The sequence below is a fragment of the uncultured Lactobacillus sp. genome, from assembly GCF_902491705.1.
Classification (GTDB): Bacteria; Bacillota; Bacilli; order Lactobacillales; family Lactobacillaceae; genus Lactobacillus.
In genome coordinates, this window is the sequence record NZ_CABUIW010000020.1 from 1 (window position 1) to 22,442 (window position 22,442).

At 37.2% G+C, this 22,442-nt stretch carries 18 protein-coding genes and 1 other annotated feature; of the genes, 1 reads left to right on the forward strand and 17 read right to left on the reverse strand.

What is annotated here, in order from left to right; all coding sequences use genetic code 11:
- Positions 1–113 precede the first annotated feature (113 nt).
- The 14 genes from RDN22_RS05260 to RDN22_RS05325 form a co-directional block, all read right to left on the reverse strand.
- Positions 114–2,324, reverse strand: coding sequence for a collagen-binding domain-containing protein (locus RDN22_RS05260; RefSeq protein ID WP_308556617.1), 2,211 nt, complete (start codon positions 2,322–2,324; stop codon positions 114–116).
- A gap of 533 nt (positions 2,325–2,857) precedes the next feature.
- A complete protein-coding gene (gene citF / locus RDN22_RS05265; RefSeq protein WP_308556619.1) occupies positions 2,858–4,399 on the reverse strand; it encodes a citrate lyase subunit alpha in 1,542 nt (513 codons plus the stop codon).
- A complete protein-coding gene (gene citE / locus RDN22_RS05270) occupies positions 4,389–5,303 on the reverse strand; it encodes a citrate (pro-3S)-lyase subunit beta (RefSeq protein ID WP_308556621.1) in 915 nt (304 codons plus the stop codon). Before citE ends, citF begins: the two co-directional genes overlap by 11 nt.
- Positions 5,303–5,596, reverse strand: coding sequence for a citrate lyase acyl carrier protein (citD, locus tag RDN22_RS05275; RefSeq protein ID WP_025015558.1), 294 nt, complete (start codon positions 5,594–5,596; stop codon positions 5,303–5,305). Before citD ends, citE begins: the two co-directional genes overlap by 1 nt.
- Entirely contained in the window at positions 5,586–6,641 is a 1,056-nt protein-coding gene (citC, locus tag RDN22_RS05280) for a [citrate (pro-3S)-lyase] ligase (RefSeq protein ID WP_308556623.1), read from the reverse strand. Before citC ends, citD begins: the two co-directional genes overlap by 11 nt.
- Positions 6,642–6,730: 89 nt before the next feature.
- Entirely contained in the window at positions 6,731–7,522 is a 792-nt protein-coding gene (locus tag RDN22_RS05285; RefSeq protein WP_308556625.1) for an alpha/beta hydrolase, read from the reverse strand.
- A gap of 83 nt (positions 7,523–7,605) precedes the next feature.
- Positions 7,606–9,072: a DASS family sodium-coupled anion symporter gene (locus RDN22_RS05290; RefSeq protein ID WP_308556627.1), complete on the reverse strand. Its 1,467-nt coding sequence runs from the start codon at positions 9,070–9,072 to the stop codon at positions 7,606–7,608.
- Positions 9,073–9,290: 218 nt separating this feature from the next.
- Positions 9,291–10,604 (reverse strand): C1 family peptidase, encoded by a 1,314-nt coding sequence (locus RDN22_RS05295; RefSeq protein WP_308556628.1) that lies wholly within the window; start codon positions 10,602–10,604, stop codon positions 9,291–9,293.
- 123 nt (positions 10,605–10,727) lie between these two features.
- The gene (locus tag RDN22_RS05300; RefSeq protein WP_308556630.1) at positions 10,728–11,654 is read right to left on the reverse strand and encodes an L-lactate dehydrogenase; all 927 of its coding nucleotides are present in this window, start codon (positions 11,652–11,654) and stop codon (positions 10,728–10,730) included.
- A 171-nt stretch (positions 11,655–11,825) separates the two neighbouring features.
- Entirely contained in the window at positions 11,826–13,202 is a 1,377-nt protein-coding gene (locus RDN22_RS05305; RefSeq protein ID WP_308556631.1) for a flavocytochrome c, read from the reverse strand.
- A gap of 11 nt (positions 13,203–13,213) precedes the next feature.
- Positions 13,214–14,617 carry a class II fumarate hydratase gene (locus RDN22_RS05310; RefSeq protein ID WP_308556633.1) on the reverse strand — a complete coding sequence of 468 codons (1,404 nt, stop codon included), beginning with the start codon at positions 14,615–14,617 and terminating at the stop codon, positions 13,214–13,216.
- Positions 14,618–14,741: 124 nt separating this feature from the next.
- Positions 14,742–15,443, reverse strand: coding sequence for a methionine ABC transporter permease (locus tag RDN22_RS05315; protein WP_308556635.1), 702 nt, complete (start codon positions 15,441–15,443; stop codon positions 14,742–14,744).
- Positions 15,436–16,497 (reverse strand): methionine ABC transporter ATP-binding protein, encoded by a 1,062-nt coding sequence (locus RDN22_RS05320; RefSeq protein WP_308556637.1) that lies wholly within the window; start codon positions 16,495–16,497, stop codon positions 15,436–15,438. The genes RDN22_RS05315 and RDN22_RS05320 overlap by 8 nt, the downstream gene beginning before the upstream one ends.
- Positions 16,498–16,508: 11 nt before the next feature.
- Positions 16,509–17,363, reverse strand: coding sequence for a MetQ/NlpA family ABC transporter substrate-binding protein (locus RDN22_RS05325; protein ID WP_308556639.1), 855 nt, complete (start codon positions 17,361–17,363; stop codon positions 16,509–16,511).
- 50 nt (positions 17,364–17,413) lie between these two features.
- Positions 17,414–17,653, reverse strand: a binding site (T-box leader).
- Between the two features lie 128 nt (positions 17,654–17,781).
- Between RDN22_RS05325 and RDN22_RS05330 the strand changes: the two genes are divergently transcribed.
- The gene (locus RDN22_RS05330) at positions 17,782–18,723 is read left to right on the forward strand and encodes a DNA/RNA non-specific endonuclease (protein WP_308556641.1); all 942 of its coding nucleotides are present in this window, start codon (positions 17,782–17,784) and stop codon (positions 18,721–18,723) included.
- Between the two features lie 44 nt (positions 18,724–18,767).
- Here the strand turns inward: RDN22_RS05330 and RDN22_RS05335 are convergent, their stop codons facing one another.
- From RDN22_RS05335 to RDN22_RS05345, 3 genes are all read right to left on the reverse strand, one after another.
- Positions 18,768–21,182, reverse strand: coding sequence for a cation-translocating P-type ATPase (locus tag RDN22_RS05335; protein ID WP_308556643.1), 2,415 nt, complete (start codon positions 21,180–21,182; stop codon positions 18,768–18,770).
- Positions 21,183–21,296: 114 nt separating this feature from the next.
- On the reverse strand, positions 21,297–21,905 hold the full coding sequence (locus RDN22_RS05340; RefSeq protein ID WP_308556645.1) for a flavodoxin: 609 nt from the start codon (positions 21,903–21,905) through the stop codon (positions 21,297–21,299).
- Between the two features lie 18 nt (positions 21,906–21,923).
- Positions 21,924–22,406: an NAD(P)H-dependent oxidoreductase gene (locus RDN22_RS05345; protein WP_308556647.1), complete on the reverse strand. Its 483-nt coding sequence runs from the start codon at positions 22,404–22,406 to the stop codon at positions 21,924–21,926.
- Between the last annotated feature and the right edge of the window lie 36 nt (positions 22,407–22,442).

The window sequence follows — 22,442 nt, forward strand, 5'->3', positions numbered from 1 at the left end:
TAGTGAATCGACTATCCCGTCGGATAATCAATTCACTATTAAGCTTAGAATGTTTTGTTTGCATGAGAAAAAGCCCGATTGCTCGGACTTTTAGTACATGAATTTATTAAGAATTAATTCTTCTTGGTCTTGTCAAAGAAGCCAATAACCAATGCGACAGCACTGAGTACTAAGCCAAGGCCAAGTAAAGCAATGTGGTTTTGCTTTTGTCCTGTTTGAGGAAGGGATGCAGCCTTCTTAGATTGAGGTGTAGATTTAAGTGAAGATAACTTCTTAGCTTGTGGAGTAGCTATCTTTCCACCAACATTTGCATGTTCAACCATAGTCTTTGGTGTAGCAGTAACTGGCTTGGCAGACTCTGCTTTACCTCTTACACTTACCTTCTTAGAAACTAATTTAGCTTTAGCTTGGGCCTTAAAGAAAGTTTCTACATCGTCATTTGGAGTAGAAATAGAATGAGTTCCTGCGTCAGGTAATGGAGTCTTTGGCTTTGGTTCACTGAAGCTTGGAGTTACTGGTTGATCAGGAACTGGAGCCTTAGGTTGAGGTTTAAAGAAGTCTGGAGTTGTTGGATTATCTGGAACATTGTGATCAGGAATTACTGGGTAAGCTGGGTTAAATGGGAATGGCGGAATTTCATCTTTTGGCTTAGGGGTGTCTTCGCCTGGGTTAGTTGGTTTATCTGGTTTAGTTGGTTTAGTTATATCAAGTTTTGGTAAATCATAGCTTAAGTCTGGGCCTGGAGTGCCATAATCTAATTTGGGTAAGTCATAACTTAAATCTGGACCTGGAGTACCATAGTCTAATTTGGGTAAGTCATAGCTTAAGTCTGGACCTGGACCCGGTTTAATTGACTTGCCATTTTCTGGTGGTATAGCCACTAAATCCCAACGGTGTGTTTCACCATTAACTGTAATTTTATTACCAATAATATTGCCGTCAACATTAACGTAATTAGTAATATTAGCTTTGGTTGCTAAAATACTACCTAAATGATAATCTCCACCAATGTATAAGTTCTTAACAGTAGTACCGAAATTCCATAAGAATTTATTGGCATGACTCTGGCTATCAGAGGAGCCAGTAATTGCACTACCATCACTATATTCTAAAGCAAGGTGTGTTTGAACAGTTAAATCTCCATCTTTAATATTAGTTACGTTAAAAATGATCAAAGGAGCATCTTCACCAGCAGAAATACCTTTAATTGTGATATTGTGTTTCTGTGAAAAAACACTAGCATCAATTGTTACATAAATAGGATCTTTGCTATCTTTTTTATTTACACCTGAAAGATCGATGTAGCTCTGATTTTGGTCTGTAAAGTCAGCTTTAACACCTGCAGTTTGAGTATGACTAGCCCATTCATCAGATTTTTTACTTAATTTATCAAGTTCACCTTGAATATCAAGTTTTTGATCAGCTTTAATAATGTGATTGAAAGGAATTCCCACTTTCTCCCAGTTACCATTGTGGTTAACTTGAATAGAACTACCATTTTCATATGATCTGTATTCAATATCTGGTCCAAAAATTACAACCTTATTATCGCCATTAATTTGATTGATATGATCCAGATTACCAATATAGTGAATATCACCGACTGTCAAGTTAGCTGGAGCATTGGGATTAGTACCAAAATCTCCAGCAGTAATCTTATTAGTAGCAACGTTACCTGCAATGTGTGTATTGTCATTTAATTCATTGCCAAAAATATGAAAAATACCGGCAATACCCAATGGATCTTTTTCAGCAACTTCTTTAATGTAATTTGTTAATTTATCCTTGTTAACAGAACCATCTTCATTGTAAAAATCTTTAACGTTTACTTTTTCAATTTTTTTAGATTCTTCTTTAGACTCAGTGGTTTTTTCTTCAGCGTTAGCAGTATATTCTTTTGTATCACTTTGTGAATCATTAGCGGATTTATGATCATCAGACTTGCTGGTAGAGTCATCTTTTGTCTTACCTTGATTGTCATCATTTGCTTTTTGCGTTTTAGTAGCAGCTTTACTATCAGTACCTTCTCCTGTACCACTTTGCCCTTCAGCATTATCAGCTGCTCCACCGCCTGTTTGACCTAATTTAGCAGATTCAGCATTTACATCAGTTTGATCATCAGATGCAACTCTTGCGTCAGTTTGGTCATCAGGTTTACCAGTAGACCCCTTACCGCTTGTTCCCGTTGTTTGTTCAACAGCAGCCTTACCTAAAGCGGCTGCGCTTTGACCATCTACTGCTGCTTGCACTGGAGTAGCAAATACATTCATTCCCAATAATAAAGTTGTAGTACCAGCCATCAAGGCCTTCATATTCTTAGTCATGTCTCTTCAACTTAACTCCCATATAAAACTGCATGTAAAAATGCATAGGTTAGTCATACCTATACATCTTGCAAGTCGTATAAAATTATCATATTTTTCTTGTCGTATATAGATGTTGACTATAACTATACTATTGTTCTTTTTGGTGTCAAATAGTGCTTAATATATATGAATATAGATAACATACGTTCTCTAATTATTATTTTATATTTAGGGTCTATAGTGTAACTGATGTTATATTAAGATAACGTATTATCAAGGTTTCCTGTGTCAATATTTATTTTTTGAATTTTTGCAATCTTTTTCATTATGCAAAAATTAAATTTAAATTAATTTTTGTGTGTTATTGAATAATTTTAAAAAAGTATAGATTTTTAAAAATCTTAAAAATTTTCAGTAATTAAAGTATTAACTTATTCTTATAAGAATCAAGTCTATAGCACTTTTATGTAAATTGAATACTATTTACGCATATATAAAAAGCAGGGAAAAATAACATCTTTCCCTGCTTTCTTAATTATTTTTATTATTACTTAATCTTTTACTTCTTTAATTGCATCGATAATAGTACCATCACGATATTCAACTAAAGCTACAGTACGGTCTGTATATTCAAGTGGCTTAGGCACACCTACTTGCTTCTCAGCCATCTTTTGCAATTCTTTAATATCTAACACATTAAGACCTGGAACCTTGCTGAAGGCCTCTATGAGGTCTTTACGGGCAGGATTAATGGCAATACCACGTTCAGTTACTAATACATCAATTGATGAACCTGGTGTAACAATAGTTTCAACGCTAGGAACAACAGTAGCATTTCTACCACGAACAAGTGGAGCAGTAATGATTGTCATCTTAGCACCTGCAGCACCATCTTGGTGACCACCTACAGCGCCACGAATCACACCATCAGAACCAGTCATAACGTTAACGTTAAAGTCTGTATCGATTTGCAATGCTGACAAAATTGCAACGTCAAGGTTGTTAACAACAGCACCCTTGTTATGTGGATCAGCATACCATGAAGCATCAATTTCTTGTTGATTCTTGTTATTGGCCATAGAAGCTGCAGCACCCTTATCAAAGTCCTGTACATCCATTACCTTTCTTACTAATCCTTCTTCAAGCAAGTCGGTAGTTGGCTTAGTAATACCACCCAAAGCAAATGAAGCAGTAATGCCATCTTTAATCATGCTTTGACGTAAGTAACGAGTAACAGCTAATGCTGCACCACCTGAACCAGTTTGGAAGCTAAAGCCTTGCTTGTAGTATGGTGAGTTAACGATTACTTGGTTAACCATTTGAGCAATCTTTAATTCCTTAGGGTCCTTAGTAAAACGAGTAGCACCTGAGCCAATCTTATCAGGGTTACCAACCTTATCTACCTTAACTACGTAGTCAACTTGATCTTGCTTAATTGAAGCAGGAGTGTTTGGATAATCAACAATGTTATCAGTCAAAAGGACAACCTTGTTAGCATATTGAGCATCCATTAAGGCATAACCTAATGAACCAAAGACTGCATCCCCATCTTGACCGTTAGCATTACCTGCAGGATCTGCTACAGGCACACCCAAGAAGGCAACATCAATCTTGATCTCTCCTTCTTCAATTGAACGAGCACGATTACCGTGTGAACGGAAGATTACAGGGTTCTTTAAACCACCATGAGAAACAAAGTCACCAAGTGAGCCACGCATACCTGAAGAAGTAATATTAGTAATTACACCCTTCTTAATAGCTTCAACTACCTTGTCGTTCATAACACCAGTAAGTGAACTTGGAGCTAAAGTTAAATCCTTGTACCCCATTTTAATAATCTTGTCCATTACCATGTTGAAGACATAGTCACCATTTCTAAAGTGGTGGTGGAATGAAATAGTCATCCCATCTTTAAGATTGTTCTTAATTACATCGTCCAGTGAATCAACAACTTTGTTTTGACCAGTAGTAACTCTTACCTTTGGTGCAACACGTTGAACTTCTGGATGACCAATTTCAGTAGTTTCAAATGGCTTTAAATCCATTTTTTTCATTAAATCGTCTGGTAATTCGCGTTTAACTTTATTCTCCAATGTAGTTACCTTCTTCATCAATCAAGTTTGAAGCTTTTGCTGTTTCAAGGACACGCGTAGCTTTTTCAACAACTGGCTTATCAACCATCTTACCGTTAAGTGAAATTACGCCGCTACCTTTAGCCTTAGCTTCACGAATAGCGTTTTGAACATTCTTAGCTTGTTCAATTTCTTCTTTAGTTGGGTTGAAGACCTTGTTAACCATTTCAATTTGACGAGGGTTAACCAAACTCTTACCGTCATAACCCAATTCATGAATGTAGTTAGTTTCGCGGTAGAAGCCTTCAGTATCCTTCATGTTTGAGAAGACAGTATCAAAGGCATAAACATCAGCTGCACGAGCTGCTTGCAAAACCATGTTACGAGCAAATTCAAGTTCGCGACCATCTGGATAACGGTGAGTGTGCATGTCTGCAGTATAGTCTTCACCAGATACGGCTAATCCCATCATCAATGGAGTTGCTGTAGCAATTTCTGGTGCGTTAAGTACACCCTTAGCACTTTCAATAGCGGCCATCACACCAATTGAACCTTTTTCGATACCATATTCATCTTCCCAGTGTTCAATATCCTTAACCAACTTTTGAATCATGGCTGCTGATTCAGTCTTTGGCAAACGAATTACATCAACACCAGCCTTAACCATGGCACGAACATCTTCATCGTAAAATGGTGTATCTTGACCATTTACTCTTACTACAATTTCGCTGCCGCCAAAATCAACAGTCTTAATTGCTTCATAAACCAGCATTCTTGCGGCATCTTTTTCAGTCAAAGATACTGAGTCTTCTAGGTCAAGCATAATTGAGTCAGCGCCATAAATACCAGCATCCTTGATCATAGCTGGGTTGTTACCTGGCACAAACATCATAGTTCTACGCAAACGATTCTTAACGTAAGTCATTAGAGCACCTCCAAATCTGGCTTGTCTTGCGTTTCAGTTGCACGTTGAGCAGCTGCTAAAGTACGAGCTTTGATTACACAATCAAGAGCACCCTTATCAGTTGCCTTAACCTTAGCGTCCTTCAAACCATACTTTTCCAAAGTTTCAGTAATCACTTTTCTAATTTGATCGCCGTATGCCTTTTCAACTTCTGATTCCAAATCAATTTCAATACCGTTAGAACCCTTTGAGATCATAATTTGAATATCAGAACTTTCAAGTGTTCCAGCAACAGCTGTTGTTTTAATTTCCATCAATATTCATTCCTTTCTTAATTCTGGTTTGTAATTCGTCCATATTCTTCTTAATAAACTCATAAGTAGATTCTGGAACAAATTTGTTAATCTCTTTAAGATTGCCGTCTTTGATTAATTTTCTAACCTTAGTTGCAGTGACAATCTCGCCATCTTTTTCTAAACGCTTGACAACAATTACTTCAATATCAGGGCCTAATTCATGAGCTAAGCTGATGTTGTAGTAATGGGTTGTCTTAGAAAATGGTTCCTTGCCAATGTAGCGACGAGTGATGTTCAACTTTGGTGCAATTTGATTCTTGAATACACTAGCGTCAATTGAAGTTTGAACATTAATCAAATCATCTGGCGACTTCAAGAAGTAAGCTGGGAAAGTTGCTGGTGAAACCATGTAGTCACTACCAGAAACAACTTTGACATTGCTGAATTCCTTAACTCCTTCTTTAACGAGCTTCATCCGCTCATCAAAGTTAAAGAGTGAAACATCATTTGCAACTACGAAAACATAGACCAAGTCATTTTCTTCGCTAGCTATTTCAACTAAATGCTTATGACCCAATGTAAAAGGATTAGCATTCATTACAATTGCAGCAATCTTTTTATTCTCTTGATCTTCAATTCTTGGCAAATCATTCAAGTAGTCTTGAATATCAGGCGTACCATTTTCAAGAAATGCAGCTTCATCGGTTTTAGCTAAAAGATTGAAGTGTAAATGTTCAAAGCTCTCTGCATACTTTGCTTTAGTAAATACAAAAGAGTGGAAGATCTTTTCGCTAGTTAGATAGCTCATTAAATTTGTAACTACCTTGTTAAAGCGTGCACCTTGTTCTTCACCGTCATTTTTAACGCCAATATACTTTAAAACGTTGCCACTGACGCTACCGGTTCCTACTAAATTACCATCTTCGTCAACTAAGCCGATTGTGTGATCAATCACATTTACTTCTCTATCGCTAAAATCATGCAAGCCTAGTGAAGTAAGGAGTTGTTCCCATTTCTCTCTAGTTGAGGAGTCGTTTAAAAATAAATCAACGACTTTATCCATAAATATGCCACCTTACTAAGCATTAATATTAAGTAATTATTTTCACAAATTCAGTGTACTCCTGAATTTGCATTATTTCAATTTAATAGTTAATTTTTTAAATTTTTCAAAAAGTCGGCAATAATTTCATGTGTTTTTTCAGGTTGTTCTGCTTGTGGCAAGTGACCACATTCTGGAATAATTGCCGTCTTTACCTGATCATTCAAGTTCTTAATTGCCTCAGTAAATTCAGGATCAAAGAATGGTGATTTGGCCCCAGCAATTACAAGCAAAGGTACAGGCATATCCATAATAATGTCACGCCAGTCTTGTTCGGCATGGTCAATCAAGCACTTGTAATTTTCTTCAGGATCATAAGGGAATTCTTGATATTCCTTCTTAGCTGCTGCAAACATTTCATCATCGATGTGGTGATAAAAGGCTTTGCCAAAGTCTAGCTTTAACATTTCAGGATAATTGTCCCAATTTAAATCCTTAAAGCCATACTTCCAATTCTTGTCAGCAATCATTTTTGGTGATTGATCCAAATCTACCATTGCCTTAATTCTGCCCCTGCCATAAAGAGAGAAATAAGCCCAAATATTGGCTGCACCCATTGAGTTACCAATTGCGACAACATCATGCAAATCGAGCTTAACTAACAATTCTTCTAAATCTGCGGCATGACGGCTAATTCTTTGGCCGCGATAAGTTCGCTCAGATTGACCTTGATTGCGTGGGTCAAGCATAATAAAGCGATATTGATCACCAAACAATCTAATTAAGTCGCGCCACATTTGGCTAGAACCACCAATGCCAGGGATACCTAGCAAAACTGGCTTATCTTTTTCACCAGTATCGCTATAATGCAAAGTTACATTATCATTTGTTTTAAATTCCATCTTTTTACTTCTTTCTCTATCTTTATTCAATTCATATTATTACGCAAAAAGGCAACCTGGTTATCCCAGATTGCCTTTATTTTTTACCAAACGCCAATAACTTTCATCCATAAAGTACCGACAATACCAAAGATTAAGATGTAGATAATACCTAAAATAAAGTTCATCTTCCACCATTCGCTTTGTTTGACATAGCCTGTCGTAGCCAAGATAGAAGCTGGGCCGTTAGCGTAGTGTGTAGTTGAAGCATTGATTACACCAGCGAATGCCAAAAGCATTGCAGATAAACCAAGTGGTGCACCCATAGCTGTTGCTACAGTTAAGAATGGTAAATATAGTGCTGTCATATGTGCAGTACCACTAGCAAAGAAGTAGTGAGTGTAGAACATCAATAAAACAAGTACTACTAATACCCAGCCCCAGCTAATGCCGTGAACTTCACTTTGAATAAATTTGGCAAACCAATCAATAAAGCCGTAAGAAATAAGCTTGCTGGCCATGAAGATCAAGATTGAAAGCCAAATCAAAATGTTCCAGGCACCAGTTTCATGCAAGGCATCTTCCATGCTCAAAACACCAGTGATAAGCAAAAGCGTTACAGCTAAAAATGCTACAAAGGCTGAATCAAGTTGTGGAATCTTGAAGAAGCCTGACAAAACCCAAAGTAAAATTGCTAAGCAAAAGACTGCAGCCATGATCTTTTCTGGTTCAGACATTGGTCCCATTTCTTGCAATTTGCTATCTGCCCACTTTTTAGCATTAGGAGTTTCTTTAACTTCAGGTGGGTACATCTTATAGATAACAATTGGAATGATGATAGTAGCTACAATTACAGGTACAAGTCCTGCCCAGAACCAGCTAACCCAACTCATTTGATAGCCTTTTTGAGCAGCCATCTGTTGAGCAACCAAGTTAGGAGCCGCACCGGTAATAAACAGAGCAGTTGATAAGATGTTGGCATGAAATGCAGTAAAGTCTAGATAAGCACCGATCTTTTTTCTTGATGGATCGTGTGAATTAGAATCATAACTCTTAGAAATTGATTCAACTACTGGCCAAGTAACACCACCAGTACGAGCACTGTTTGATGGAATCAAAGCACCCATGATAAGCTCCAAACCGGTAATAGCGTAACCAATACCGATTGACTTTTTACCAAAGCGCTTAATCATCAAGTAAGCTACACGATTACCCAAACCGGTCTTGCTAATACCGTGAGCCATAATGAAGGCCATCGCAATTAACCAGGCAGCTGAGTTGCCAAATGAACTCAAAATACCAGTTTGAACAACAACACCCTTGGAATTAACCACGTCCTTGACTGGGGCTAAGCCAACCAAGACAGTTACAACCATTCCCAAAAGCGTAGTACCACCGATTGGCAATGGCTTTGTGATACATCCCACAATAGTTGCTACGAAAATAGCAAACATTTCCCAGGCTTGAGCGCTTAATCCAGCTGGGCGCCAAGGAGTGATTACCCACAACAAAATTCCGACTACTAAAGGCCAAATAAAGCCTTTGTAGTTAACCTTTTCTAAATTTTTCACTTTTTCTTCCCCTGCTTAGCTATAAAAACTAAATTTTAAAAATGAATGTTTTCACATGTAATTATATACCATTTATTTTATTTTTAAATATTTTTCAAATAAATATTGCTTTTTTAGTATTTATCAAAAATATAGTAATTTGTGAAATAAGTTCATAAATGCTTCGTTATTTTTAAGGGTAAGAAAAAAAGACCCACATATTTGTGAGTCTCAAAATACTAGCCGATGTTGTCCCAAGGCTTAAGATCTATTGCTGGACCTTCTGCTAATTTAACTTGTTCGTCTGTTAAAAATTCTTTTCTAACTACGACATCGTAAACGTAATCTTCAAACCAAGGTTGGCTCATTTCGTAGAAGCCCTTGTGACCAAACTTATCACCCCAAGAGTTTTCAACCTTCCACTTGCGAATATGACCATGATCTTCATCAACACCAACTAAAGTCATATCGTGAGTAGCAAAACCTTCACCCGTAGCCAAACGATCAGCCTTGCTCATCTTGGTATCAACGCCAAACAATTTATCAGTTTGGTAAAGTTCAGTATCAAGATAGCCAGTCTTTCTTTCCATTTGCTTTAACACATCATTACCAAAAATTACTGCATCCCCAGCCTTAAGTTGCTTTACTGCAGCTTGAGCTAAGTATTCAATTGGCACGTTCAAGAATTTAATTTGGTCTCCACCATCAACATTATCATAAAGTGGCATGTGGTAGAGCTTGTTAAATTCATGGTTAGGGCAATTTGACAAAACTACATAATCATCGAACTTAAAGTCCTTGAAGTACTTTTGGACAAATTCGCGTGGAGTTAAATCTCTTTCCAAATGATACTTCTTATCATCATCGCGATATTCCAAATCAAACTTCTTTGGTGGTTCACCTAAAGCAACAGATACCATACGGTAAACTTCATTCAAGAATTGCTTCTTGGTCTTTTCAATTTCGTCTTCTTTGCCTTCGTTTACTAACTTACGTAAAGCTATAGCATCTTTTCTCTCTTTACGTGCCAAAGAATCAATTAAGCCTGTGGTGTTATTTGAATTAAAATTTTCAGGCATTGCATATGAAGGCACAACACCATATTTTTTAACCAAGTTGATTGCCATACTCCAAAGGCCACCATCTTCACCGGCAAAAGCAAGCCATGATTGAACTTCACGGTCGTTGATTGGCTTATCAGCTAAACGAATCATTGCATCGTAAAATGCATTAGCACGTTCAATCTTATCCCAGAAGAAGTTATAAGCTTGTGAGAAAGTGAAGTCCTTTACCTTGTTCTTCTTACCAAAATAATGACGTAAAACGTTTAATGTGGCAAACTCCCAGCAGCGGCCAGAATGCTTTTGATCAGTTACGCCGCCAATATCAAGTTCAGTTGAAAAGACATGGTTTAAACGTTCTGAAACACCATCATTAAAAGATGCTTCAAGAAGTCCACTACGACGAGCAGCACGAGAAGCAACTTGATTTTTATCATTAGAATTGAAATCCGCAGAAAAGTCTGCGATCTCTTGATCAGAAATAACTGTCATACTCTACCTCGTTTTTATTTAATCTTTTATTAATTCTTTAATCATAATGATACATTTTTTTGAATTATCTGACAAGACAAAAAAAGACGCTCATTTGGAGCGCCTTTTGATACTTTATTTAAATTAAAGTTCGATGCCTGATAAAACTTCTTGCATCTTATCAGCTGAGTTAATCATCTTAGCCTTTTCAGCATCTGAAATCTTAGTTTCGATAACCTTTTCAATACCATCGCCGTTGATAACAGCTGGAGTACCTAAGTAAAGGTCATGCTTAATGCCGTATTCACCGTTAATTGGTGCTGACAATGGTAAGCAGATTGAACGGTTGTCCAAAACAGCACTAACAATTTGAGTAAGCATCATAGCAACACCGTAGAATGTAGCACCCTTGTTAGCAATGATCTTTCCGCCCTTCTTACGAACGTCGGTTTCAATTTGGCTTAATACTTCATCGTTAATTTCTGGGTAGTCACGAAGTGGCTTGCCTGCAACAACTGATTCGTCAAAGTTTTCAAAACTAGTGTCGCCGTGTTCACCTAAAACCATTGAGTTAACCTTAGCAACTGGAACATTAAGCTTCTTAGCAAGTTCAACACGAAGACGCATTGAGTCAAGTGAAGTACCAGTACCAATTACACGGTTCTTTGGAAAGCCTGACAACTTTTGAGTTAAAGTAGTCAAAATATCTACTGGGTTAGCTGAAACAACAAATACACCCTTGAAGCCTGATTCAACAACTGGTTGAACAATACTCTTCAAAATCTTAACGTTCTTAGCAACCAAATCAAGTCTAGTTTCACCTGGTTTACGAGGAACACCTGCAGTAATTACACAAACATCTGCATCCTTAGCATCGCTGTAATCAGCTGGGTGGATATCAGTTTGACCCATAAATGGAGTGATGTCTTCAAGGTCCATTGAGTCACCAACAGGACGATCCTTAGCTACATCAAAAATTGCCAATTCATCAACAGTGGTGTTTTGTAATAAGTCATTTGCAAAGGTTGAACCTACGGCACCATCACCAACAAGAAATACTTTTCTACTCATAAGTTATATTAGTCCTTTCATAAACGTAATTTAATCTACATTGCCTATTATACACTAAGCGCTTACATTAGACACTATTTATTGATTAATTACGTTAATATTTGTTCTTATTTTCACAAATTATAACAAAAAAGAAGCACTTGAGATGCTTCTTTTTCATTAGTTTAACAATTATTTAGATTCTTTGGCATATTTAGCCATTTGGATACCAGCTTGACGACCAAAAATAACAGTTTCGGCAATTGAGTTACCACCGATACGGTTATTTCCGTGAAGTCCGCCTGAAACTTCACCGGCTGCGTAAAGTCCCTTAATTACATTACCGTTAGTATCCAATACTTGAGTTTCAGTATTGATATGAATTCCGCCCATTGTGTAGTGAATAGCTGGGTGAATATGAATAGCATAGTAAGGACCACGGTCAAGTTTACGATCCATACCAGTAGTTCTACCAAATTCCTTATCCTTATGGGTTTCTACTGCATTGTTCCAGCGTTCTACTGTAGCAGCCAAGTTTTCTGGATCGACATTAATTTCCTTAGCCAAATCAGCTAAAGTACTGCCTTCTTTAACAAGGCCAATGTGAGCATAAAATTCTACTGCACCAAAGTGAGCACGAACACCAGAGTCAAAGACTAAGTATGCACCATCTTCGTGCAAATCAGTAATGGCAGCTGAAACAATTTTACGAGTGTTCAATTCGTTAACAAAACGATTGCCGGCTTTATTAACTAAGATAGCACCTTCACCACGTAATCCTTCACCGATTAAGTAAACGTGTGGATTATCAGTATCTGCAGTTGGGTGAACTTGAATAAAGTCCATTTGCATTAATTGTGCATCTAATGGCTTAGCTAATTTCAAACCATCACCAGTAGCACCTGGTTGGTTAGTTGTCTTGTAGTCTGCTAAATCTGGACGATACTTTTTAATAATTTCTTTTGAAGCACCGAATCCACCAGTTGCAAGCAAAACTGCCTTAGCCTTAATAGTCTTAGTACCATCTTCAGTTTCAACTTCTACGCCGTTAACTTTTTTGTTCTTATCTTGCAACAACTTAGTTACTTTAGCACTGGTGAAAATATCAACGCCAGCCTTCTTTACTTGGTTAGTCAAACGAGAAGTCAAATAAAAGCCAACTGGTTCCATTGAACCTGGACGGTGAGCTCTCTTTCTGCTCATACCACCAGTAATAGTTAAGTCAGTTAAACGAACGCCATACTTCATTAACCAGCTAATTGCAATTGCAGAATGGTTAACAAAATATTTAAGCATAGCACGGTCGTTTAACAAACCGCCACCTTTTAAAGTTTCTTCATAAAAGTCACGATTATTATCAATGATGCCTTCATCAAGTTGAACTAATGATTCAGATGCATTCATACCACTTGAAGCACGACTAGTATTACCACCAGTTTTACCATTCTTTTCTAGTACAACAACATTTAAGCCAAGTTCACGTGCTTGAAGTGCTGCAGTAAGTCCAGTACCACCTGAACCAATAATTACGGCATCGTATTTGTTCTTTAATTCTTTATTATTTGGCATAATATCCCCTATTATTCTTCTGGAGTAGACTTGTCGACATTAGTCATCTTCATGTAGTCCATCCATTCATCGTATTGTTTTTCAGTTACCTTGCCACTCTTTAAGGCAGCTTCTTTCAAAGTAGTACCTTCCTTGTCTGCAGTTTGAGCAATCTTAGCAGCAGCATGGTAACCAATATGTGGTGACAAAGCAGTAACAGTCATCAATGAATTCTCAAGTAATTCATCCATTCTGTCTTCGTTTACTGTTAAGCCATGAATCATTTTATCAGCAAAACCAGTAATTGTACCAGTCAAAATATCACATGAATCAAGGAATGACGCAATAATGACAGTCTTGAAGACGTTCATTTCAAAATTACCTTGGCTTGAAGCAAAAGTAATTGTGGTGTCGTTACCAAATACCTTGGCAGCAGCCATAGTTACAGCTTCAGCTTGAGTTGGGTTAACCTTACCTGGCATGATACTTGAGCCTGGTTCGTTAGCTGGAATATTTAATTCATGGTAACCAGCACGTGGACCTGAAGCAAGTAAACGAACATCTTGGGCAATCTTAAACATGTCAGCTGCCAATGTCTTAAGAGCACCGTGAACAACATCAAGACCAGAGTGGTGAGCTAAGCCCCAGAATTTGTTAGTCTTAACCTTAAATTCGTGACCATAAACTTCTGATAATTTACCAGCAATCTTTTCAGTCATACCAGGTGCAGCATTTAATCCAGTACCTACAGCAGTACCACCGATAGCTAATTCATAAAGAGTTGGCCTTAATTCTTGAATGTAAGACAAATCATGCTTCAAAGCTGAAATATAACCTGAAACTTCTTGACCAAAAGTTAAAGGAGTTGCGTCTTGAAGGTGGGTACGACCAACTTTAACAGTCTTCCAGTATTTCTTTTCCTTAACGACTAATTCATCAATTAAGTGTTGGATAGCTGGTTCAAGCTTATCAAGTGCTTCAACGGCAACAATGTTCATTGCTGTTGGATAAGTATCATTTGAAGATTGACCACGGTTTACGTCATCGTTAGGTAAAATGTTTAAGCCGGGATGCAACTTATTAGCTAAGTTAGCAACAACTTCGTTTACGTTCATGTTGCTCTGAGTACCAGAACCGGTTTGCAAAACATGAAGTGGGAAGTCTTTTCTTAAATCTTCATCACTTAAAGCCAAAAGATGATCAATTGCGTCTTCAATTGCTGCACCTTTTTCTTTTGTTTCATCCCCAACTTCAACATTTGATTCAGCTGCAGCCTTCTTCAAATGCAAGAATGCACGGATGATTTGAAGTGGCATTAACTCACCGCTTGGGAAGTTATTGCGACTTCTTTCTGTTTGTGGACCCCATAAAGCATCCTTAGGAATCTTTACAGGACCAATAGTGTCACTTTCAATACGATATTCTTCTTCGCTCATTATTTTTCCTCCTTACATAAGCATAAGGTTTTTGTTAGTTTTCAATCAACTTTTATAATACCTGTAAAGGCTTTCTTTTTCAATCAAAGAAAAAAGATCTAGTTAACTAGATCTCTTAATCTTCCTATCTATTTTGGTGGTTCATCTTTTTAGCAAAGAAGTCACCTACAATTTGAACAATGAAAATCAAAATGATTACTAAAATTGTAGCCACTAAAGTAACATCATTGTTAAAACGGTTGTAACCATATGAAATAGCTGTGTTACCTAAACCACCAGCACCGATTGCTCCGGCCATTGCAGTCAAACCAATCAATGAAATAATTGTTACTGTTGATACACGAATTAATTCTGAACGTGATTCATGTAAGTAAACATCAAAGATAATGTCGGAAACTGTAGCACCTAAACTTTGTGCTGCTTCCACTTTACCAGTATCTACACTTTCAAGAGCTACTTGAACCTGGCGAGCATAAAATGGAAAGACACCTAATGTTAATGGAACTAGCGCTGCCTTCATACCGATTTGAGTACCAACAAGCTTTTGCGTAACTGGTGCAACAAAGGCAAGCAAGATAACGAATGGAATAGCTCTAAAAATTGAAACGATCTTATCGCAAACATTGTACCAGAACTTGTTTGGACGAATTCCATCTTCTTTGGTTACTACAAGAAGTACACCGAAAATGATTCCAAGAATGCCACCGAAGATTGTGGCCCAAAAAGTCATAAATAATGTTTGAAAGATACTAGTTCCCCAGCCGGCGTCTCCACCCCAGCCGAGTTGGACAACATTTGGACAAACTTTTTCAAACCAACTAATCATCTAAATTCCCCTTTTCATCCAATCTAGTTAAAGTAACGTTTTGCTTCTCCAAGAATTCTCTGGCTTGCTTTTGTTTTTCGGCATCCCCTTTAACCAAAACAACTAACGTACCAATCGCTTCGCCATTTAATAGTTCCACGTTACCGTAAAGCATTGAAACTTCTACGCCGATTTGACGGTAAAGTTCAATAATGATTGATTTCGTCACATTGGCAATACTGTAAACCAGTTGATATACTTCTTCATTTTCTTGCAATTTACCTAAGTTCAAGGCATCCAAAGTTTGGATAGCTTCAAGACTTCCGCCGACAAAGCGCTTAGTCAATTCCTTCTTAGGATGTAAGAAGACTTGACGCAAGTTGCCCTTTTCAATCATCTTACCGTGTTCCATTACGGCAACCTTGTTACAGATCTTTTTAACTGCGTCCATTTCGTGGGTAATTAAAACAACAGTTAAGCCAAGCTGCTTATTCAATCGCTTCAAAAGATCCAAAATCTGTTGCGTGTTTTGTGGGTCCAATGCACTTGTTGCTTCATCAGAAATCAAGATATCTGGGTGGTTAGCTAAAGCTCTAGCAATAGCTACTCTTTGCTGTTGACCACCAGACAATTCTACTGGATAAAAGTTTGCTTTATCTCTTAAGTCAACTAAGTCGAGTAATTCTAATGAGCGTTTTTCCAATTCTTCATCAGAAAGTTTTGAGTGCTTTAAAGCAAAGGCTACATTTTCCAAAACCGTAGTTTCATTTAATAGGTTAAAGCCTTGGAAAATCATACCGATTTTTCTACGTTCAAGTTGCAATTGCTTATTAGAAATAACTTGCTTGCCATCTTTAACAAAATCAACATCGTTGACCTTAATATCACCTTTACTAGGGTGTTGTAAAAGGTTGATCGTTCTAACTAAAGTGGACTTACCTGCTCCAGAAAAGCCGACAACTCCATAAATATCGCCTTTTTCAACGTGTAAGGTTACATCACTAACAGCTTTGACAACTTTTCCCTTCTTTTGTGGGAAGTCTACATCAATGTGATCTAATTGGATAATGCTCATTCTAACCCCTCCTACTTAATCTTGATATCCCAAGCAGCAATTTGTGAGTTGCCGTAGAAATGCTTAGTCAATTTCTTGGTCTTTTCAGTTTGATATGCCTTAACTACATCTTTGTAAAGTTGATTATTTTCTTGTCCCTTTTTAGCACAGATGATGTTGATCCATTGCTTAGAATCTTTATTAACTGGTTCAACATAAATAGTTTGCTTATCACCTAAACCAGCCGGACCTGCATAGTCATTGTTAACTACTGAAGCATCAACTGAATTGATTACTCGACCAGTTTGTTCTGCACCAACTTCCTTTAACTTGAAGTTGCGTGGGTTCTTAGTAATGTCAGCTACAGTTACAAGAGTCTTACCTTTTCTTAAACCAATTAAGCCAGCATTTTTAAGTACGAATAATGCTCTTGATTCATTAGTTGCATCGTTTGGAATAGCAATTGTAGCACCGTTAGGCAATTCAGATATCTTTTTGTATTTCTTAGAGTACAAACGAATTGGTGCAATATAAGTTCTACCAATTGGTACTACGCCACCACCATTTGACTTGTTCCATGCTTTAAGGAAGGCATAGTGTTGAAATGCATTCAAATCAACGTCGCCAGATTTTAAAGCTTTGTTTGGTTGATTATAGTCAGTAAAGTTCTTGATCTTAATCGTGATACCATAATCTTCTTTAGCAGTTTGAGCTACGCTCTTCCAAATAGCTGCATCTTGCTTACTTTGCGAAACAACACCAACAGTTACTACCTTAGCTTGGCTTTTGCTTGGAATCCCTGGTCCAAAACTAAACCAACCAGCAATGACAATCAAAACTCCGATAATTGTCCAAATAATTGTATTTCTCCGCCTACGCTTACGCATAAAAAACTCAACTCCTAAATCTTTGATGAAAATAAAAAGAGCATCCATCCCAAAAGGACGAATGCTCGCGTTACCACCTTTAATTCATTTATCACTCACGTGATAAATCTCATTAGCTACAAAATTATAGCCTGCACTGTTAACGGGTGCAAATCCGCTGATAGCTAAATATCACTATCAGTCATCGTTCCAAGCCCATATTCGCTAGGTCTTATTTGCTAACTTTCACCACAATGTTAGCTCTCTTTATAAATAAGAATACTAGCTACTCAGCTCTTCAAGATGTTTGATTTATAATTTGTTATAAATAAGTTATCATCATATTTTAATCTAGTCAACATATTTTTTAATTTTTATTCTTAGTAAACGCTTTTATTCTATAATTAGGTTAATTACATAGTTTGCTAAGGAGAAAAAAATGAAGAAAAATCATTTTCGAAATTTTGCTCTCTCATTAGTTGCAGCAGTTGGATTAATTTCCTTTGCCAACACTAATGTCCCACGCAATAATCAAACCGTTTATGCTGTTTCAGATAAATCACTTGCTAGTCTAAAGTTTCATAACAAAGAGATTGTCACTGTCGACCACAACAGGCCACAATTTTCTAAAAAAACGCTGTCTAAAAGTCATGGCCCATGGCAAAAATACAGCAACTTGGACTATCTAAATAGAGCTCATGCTGCTAACGCCCTTTTGAATAAAAAGTTGATGCCGCATGCTAAGCGTGCTGCTTTAACTTGGGATCCAACAGGTTGGCATAACAAACGAATTGCTAGCGGCTGGCTTTACAATCGCTGCCACTTGATTGGTTATCAATTGACTGGCCAGAACAATAATCCACGCAACTTAATTACTGGGACGCGTGAATTAAATGATCCTGACATGCTTAAGTATGAAAACGAAGTTGCCGATTATTTGAAAGACTCTTCTAGCAACTACATTCGCTACAGAGTCACACCAATTTTTAAGGGTAATGACTTGTTAGCTAACGGCGTTGAAATGGAAGCTAAATCAATCGGCAGCAATGCAGTTGACTTCAATGTTTATATTTTCAATGAACAACCTGGAGTCGTTTTAAACTATAAAGATGGAACCAGCCGCGTTAAACATGGTTCAAGTACAGTTGCTGAACAGGTAAATTCTAGAAAACGTTATACTAATCCTGTAACTAAGAAAAGAACCATCCACAACATTAAGCATAAGATTTCTACTGCAAATTACCGTGTAATCGGTAATAAACGTAGTAAGATCTACCATGTTGCTAATGGTGAAAATTACCATATGGATCCAGCTAACGCAGTCTACTTTTCTTCTGAAGCCGCTGCTAAACGTGCTGGCTATCGTAAATCTTTAAGATAATACAAAAAATGAGCTATCCACTTTTGGATAACTCATTTTTTTACTTATTGAACGCTCTTGCGCCCGCGTTGGTAAGCATCATGCACTTCCGCAAAAGTCATATTTTTACCTTTTTGGTCAAACACAACTAACACTTCTTGCACGCCATCCAGAATTCTTGATAACCAGCGGAAAATTGTAGTAGCCGCACAGAACAAGATAAACAGGATAAACATTGCTTTATGAGAAATCATTGTTAATGAGAACAAATTATGCAAGAAGATGATGGCAATAACTAAACCTAAAAATGATCCAATCATTACGCCCAAACGGAATTTATTAAGTGGTGCCGAAATGTGGTAAAGCACCATCATCCCTACTGCCACCAATAAAAGCGTTGCCGTAGTACTTACATCATTATGATTAAGTGCAATATAGTCACCTGCGACTACCAATACACTTACTGCCAGCATATCGGTTACCCCACCAGGGATCGCTCTTGCCAATACATTTGGAATAAATTGACCGCGAATTCGGTTGTGATTGCTTTCTAGAGCCAACAAGAATGATGGAAGTCCGATAGTGAAAGCAGAAATCAACGTAATCTGTGATGGTTGCAACGGATAATTGATAACCATTACTAATGAGAAAATTGCCATCAAGAATGAGAAGATATTTTTAACTAAGAACAAACTTGCTGAACGTTGAATATTATTAACTACGCGCCGTCCTTCATTTACAACCTTAGGCATTCTAGCAAAGTTGGAATCAAGTAAAACTACCTGTGAAGCTTGGACAGCAGCACTGTTACCAGAAGCCATTGCGATTGAACAATCGGCTTTTTTCATTGCCAAAATATCATTAACACCGTCACCAGTCATAGCAACAGTATTGCCTAAGTTCTGCAATGCCTTGACGAACTTTCTCTTTTGTTCTGGTTTAACTCTGCCAAAAACGCTGTAGTTCTTTACCGCATCTTCATAACCATCTTCTGGTATTTCCTGGGCATCAATATATTTATCAGAATTTTTAATACCAGCTTGCTTAGCTACTCTTGAAACAGTTACCGGATTATCACCTGAAATAACCTTAATTTCTACACCTTGCTTAGCAAAGTATTCAAATGTAGCCTTAGCTTCTTTTCTAATTGGGTTAGACAAAAGAATGTAGCCATATACTTCTACTGGCTGAGACAATTTAGAATTATCTTCATCTAAAACGCCAGGATAATTAGCTACGATTAAAACACGATAGCCAGTTGCAGCGTATTTTTCAAATTCATCTTTATATTGGTCAAACTGATCACGCAAGACCATTTCTGGAGCACCAATTAAGAGCGTGTGATCATTAAAAATTACACCACTATATTTATTAACTGAAGTAAAAGGCAAAATGCTGCTGGCTTTTTTACCACTATTTTCAGTAAAGTGCTCGTGAATTGCCTTCATCGTTGCATTATCTGCTGGCATACTTGTGGCAAAATCACCAATCAGCTGATCTAGATTTCCCTTAAAATCTTTTGAAGGAACAGCTTTTTCTACACTCATCTTAGGTTCAGTAATTGTACCCGTCTTATCAACACAGAGCACATTAACACGGGCTAATGTTTCAACACTCTTCATGTCATGAAGCATTACCTGCTTGCGAGCTAGTCGAACTGCAGCCAGTGCCAAAGCAATAGTCGTTAAAAGATACAATCCTTCTGGAATCATACCGATGATGGCAGCTTCCATTGATACGATGCTTCGGTACAGCGACATGTGATTGACGAAAAAGCTCATTGAAAACAGTGCGATACCCAAAGGGATGATAATAATACCAACCCATTTGATTAATTTATTAATTGAGCGCACCATTTCAGATTGTTCACTGCTACCCATTGCTTTAGCTTTAATAGTTAACTTAGAAATGTAGCTTTCCTTACCTACTTTTTCTAGTTGCATGTAAGCAGAACCTGATACTACAAAAGAACCTGACATTAATTCATCGCCAACTTCTTTCGAAATTTCATCAGACTCACCAGTTAACAGAGATTCGTTGACCCGAATATTGCCTTTGACAACTTGACCATCGGCAGGAATTTGATCTCCCGTTTTTAGTAAAACTAAGTCACCTTTAACCAGTTTCTCAATCGGGACCTTTTCTTCCTTGCCATCACGCAATGCCACAATCTCTGTTGTGTTCATCACGTTTAATTTGCTTAAAATCTTTTTAGCACGGATTTCCTGCACAATCCCAATCACAGTGTTCAAAATAATGACTGGTAAAAATGTCAGGTCCTTATATGCCCCTACCACAACCAGCAAAATCGATAAAACTAGGAAAATCAAGTTAAAATAAGTAAACAGATTTTCCCGAATGATTTGCTTATTTGTCTTAAATTGATCATCAACGGCTTTGTTTACTTCGCCAGCTTGAATACGTTCTTCAACCTGGCTACTAGTTAAGCCTGTCTCTAAATTTGTTTTTCCTTCATTCATTTCTATTACCCGGTAAATAATTAATATTACATTTTATATATTATACCCGAGCACAAAAATAGCTCGCAAATCTGCGAGCTTATTTTATTAATTCTTAGCTTTTATATATTAAAACTACTTCAATAACTTATTTTTCTTTAGCCATGATCTAACTTCACTATTGTTATTGTCATAGCGAATACCATTTCTAAATTTAGCCTTATCTTTTTTAGCTAATTGCTTAATCACCTTTTCGGATGATCCAATTGGGGTACTTGTACTAGTAGTGAATGGAATGATTGTTTTACCGGCAAAATTATACTTATCAAATAAAGTATGAATTAACATTGGCGGACGTTGCCACCAAGTTGGATAACCAATTAATACTGTCTTATATTTCTTCAAATTAGGAATCTTGGTAGCCAAAGCTGGATGAATATTATTTTTACGTTCACGATCACCACGTCTTCCGGCGTCTTCATAACTCTTGTATGGCTTCTGCGGATTAAGACGAATCATTGTAGCACCAGTTTGCTTTTGAATATACTCAGCTGCTTTTTTAGTTGTACCTGTTACAGAGAAGTAAAGAATTAAAGTTTTATTATTACCTTTAGTTACCTTAGTTTGAGAACTGGCATTAGATTTGGAACTGGATAATGGTCTCGAATTACCACAAGCTGTAAGAAGCAAAACGATCATCCCTACCAATGTAAATAATCTTAAGAATTTACTGAACCTTTTCATTTTAATCACCTCTATTGTTTAATTAATGCCTAACCGACTGCGCAAGTTGCTGATCGCCATTGAACTGCCAGCACTGCCTACATAATTCATTTTGCCCACTGAACAAAAACGCTTAATAATTGCATCAGTTTCTTTTACACCATCCATTGGGAAGGCTCCCTGCATAATAAGCGCTATATTCTTACCTTTTAAGCCAGTTTGATCAGGATATTGACCAATTCTTTCAATCAAAGTTTTTAAAAAGCCACTCATCTCATGCCAATATGTTGGTGTACCCAAAACAATAGTATCAGCCATCGCCATCTTTTGATAAACTTCCTCAAATTGATCATCAGAAAAATTTTGACCAATTTGGTAAATCTTGTAATCAACTAAATTAATTTGATCGAAATCAATACCATTAAGTAATTTTTTACCCATAGCAGCAGTATTGCCATCTCGATTTGGACTAGCATTAATAAACAAAACTTTGCCTGGATTAATTGATTGATGATTAAACATACGCATCCCTCCTCCATTTTTCTTAAAGTCTAAACT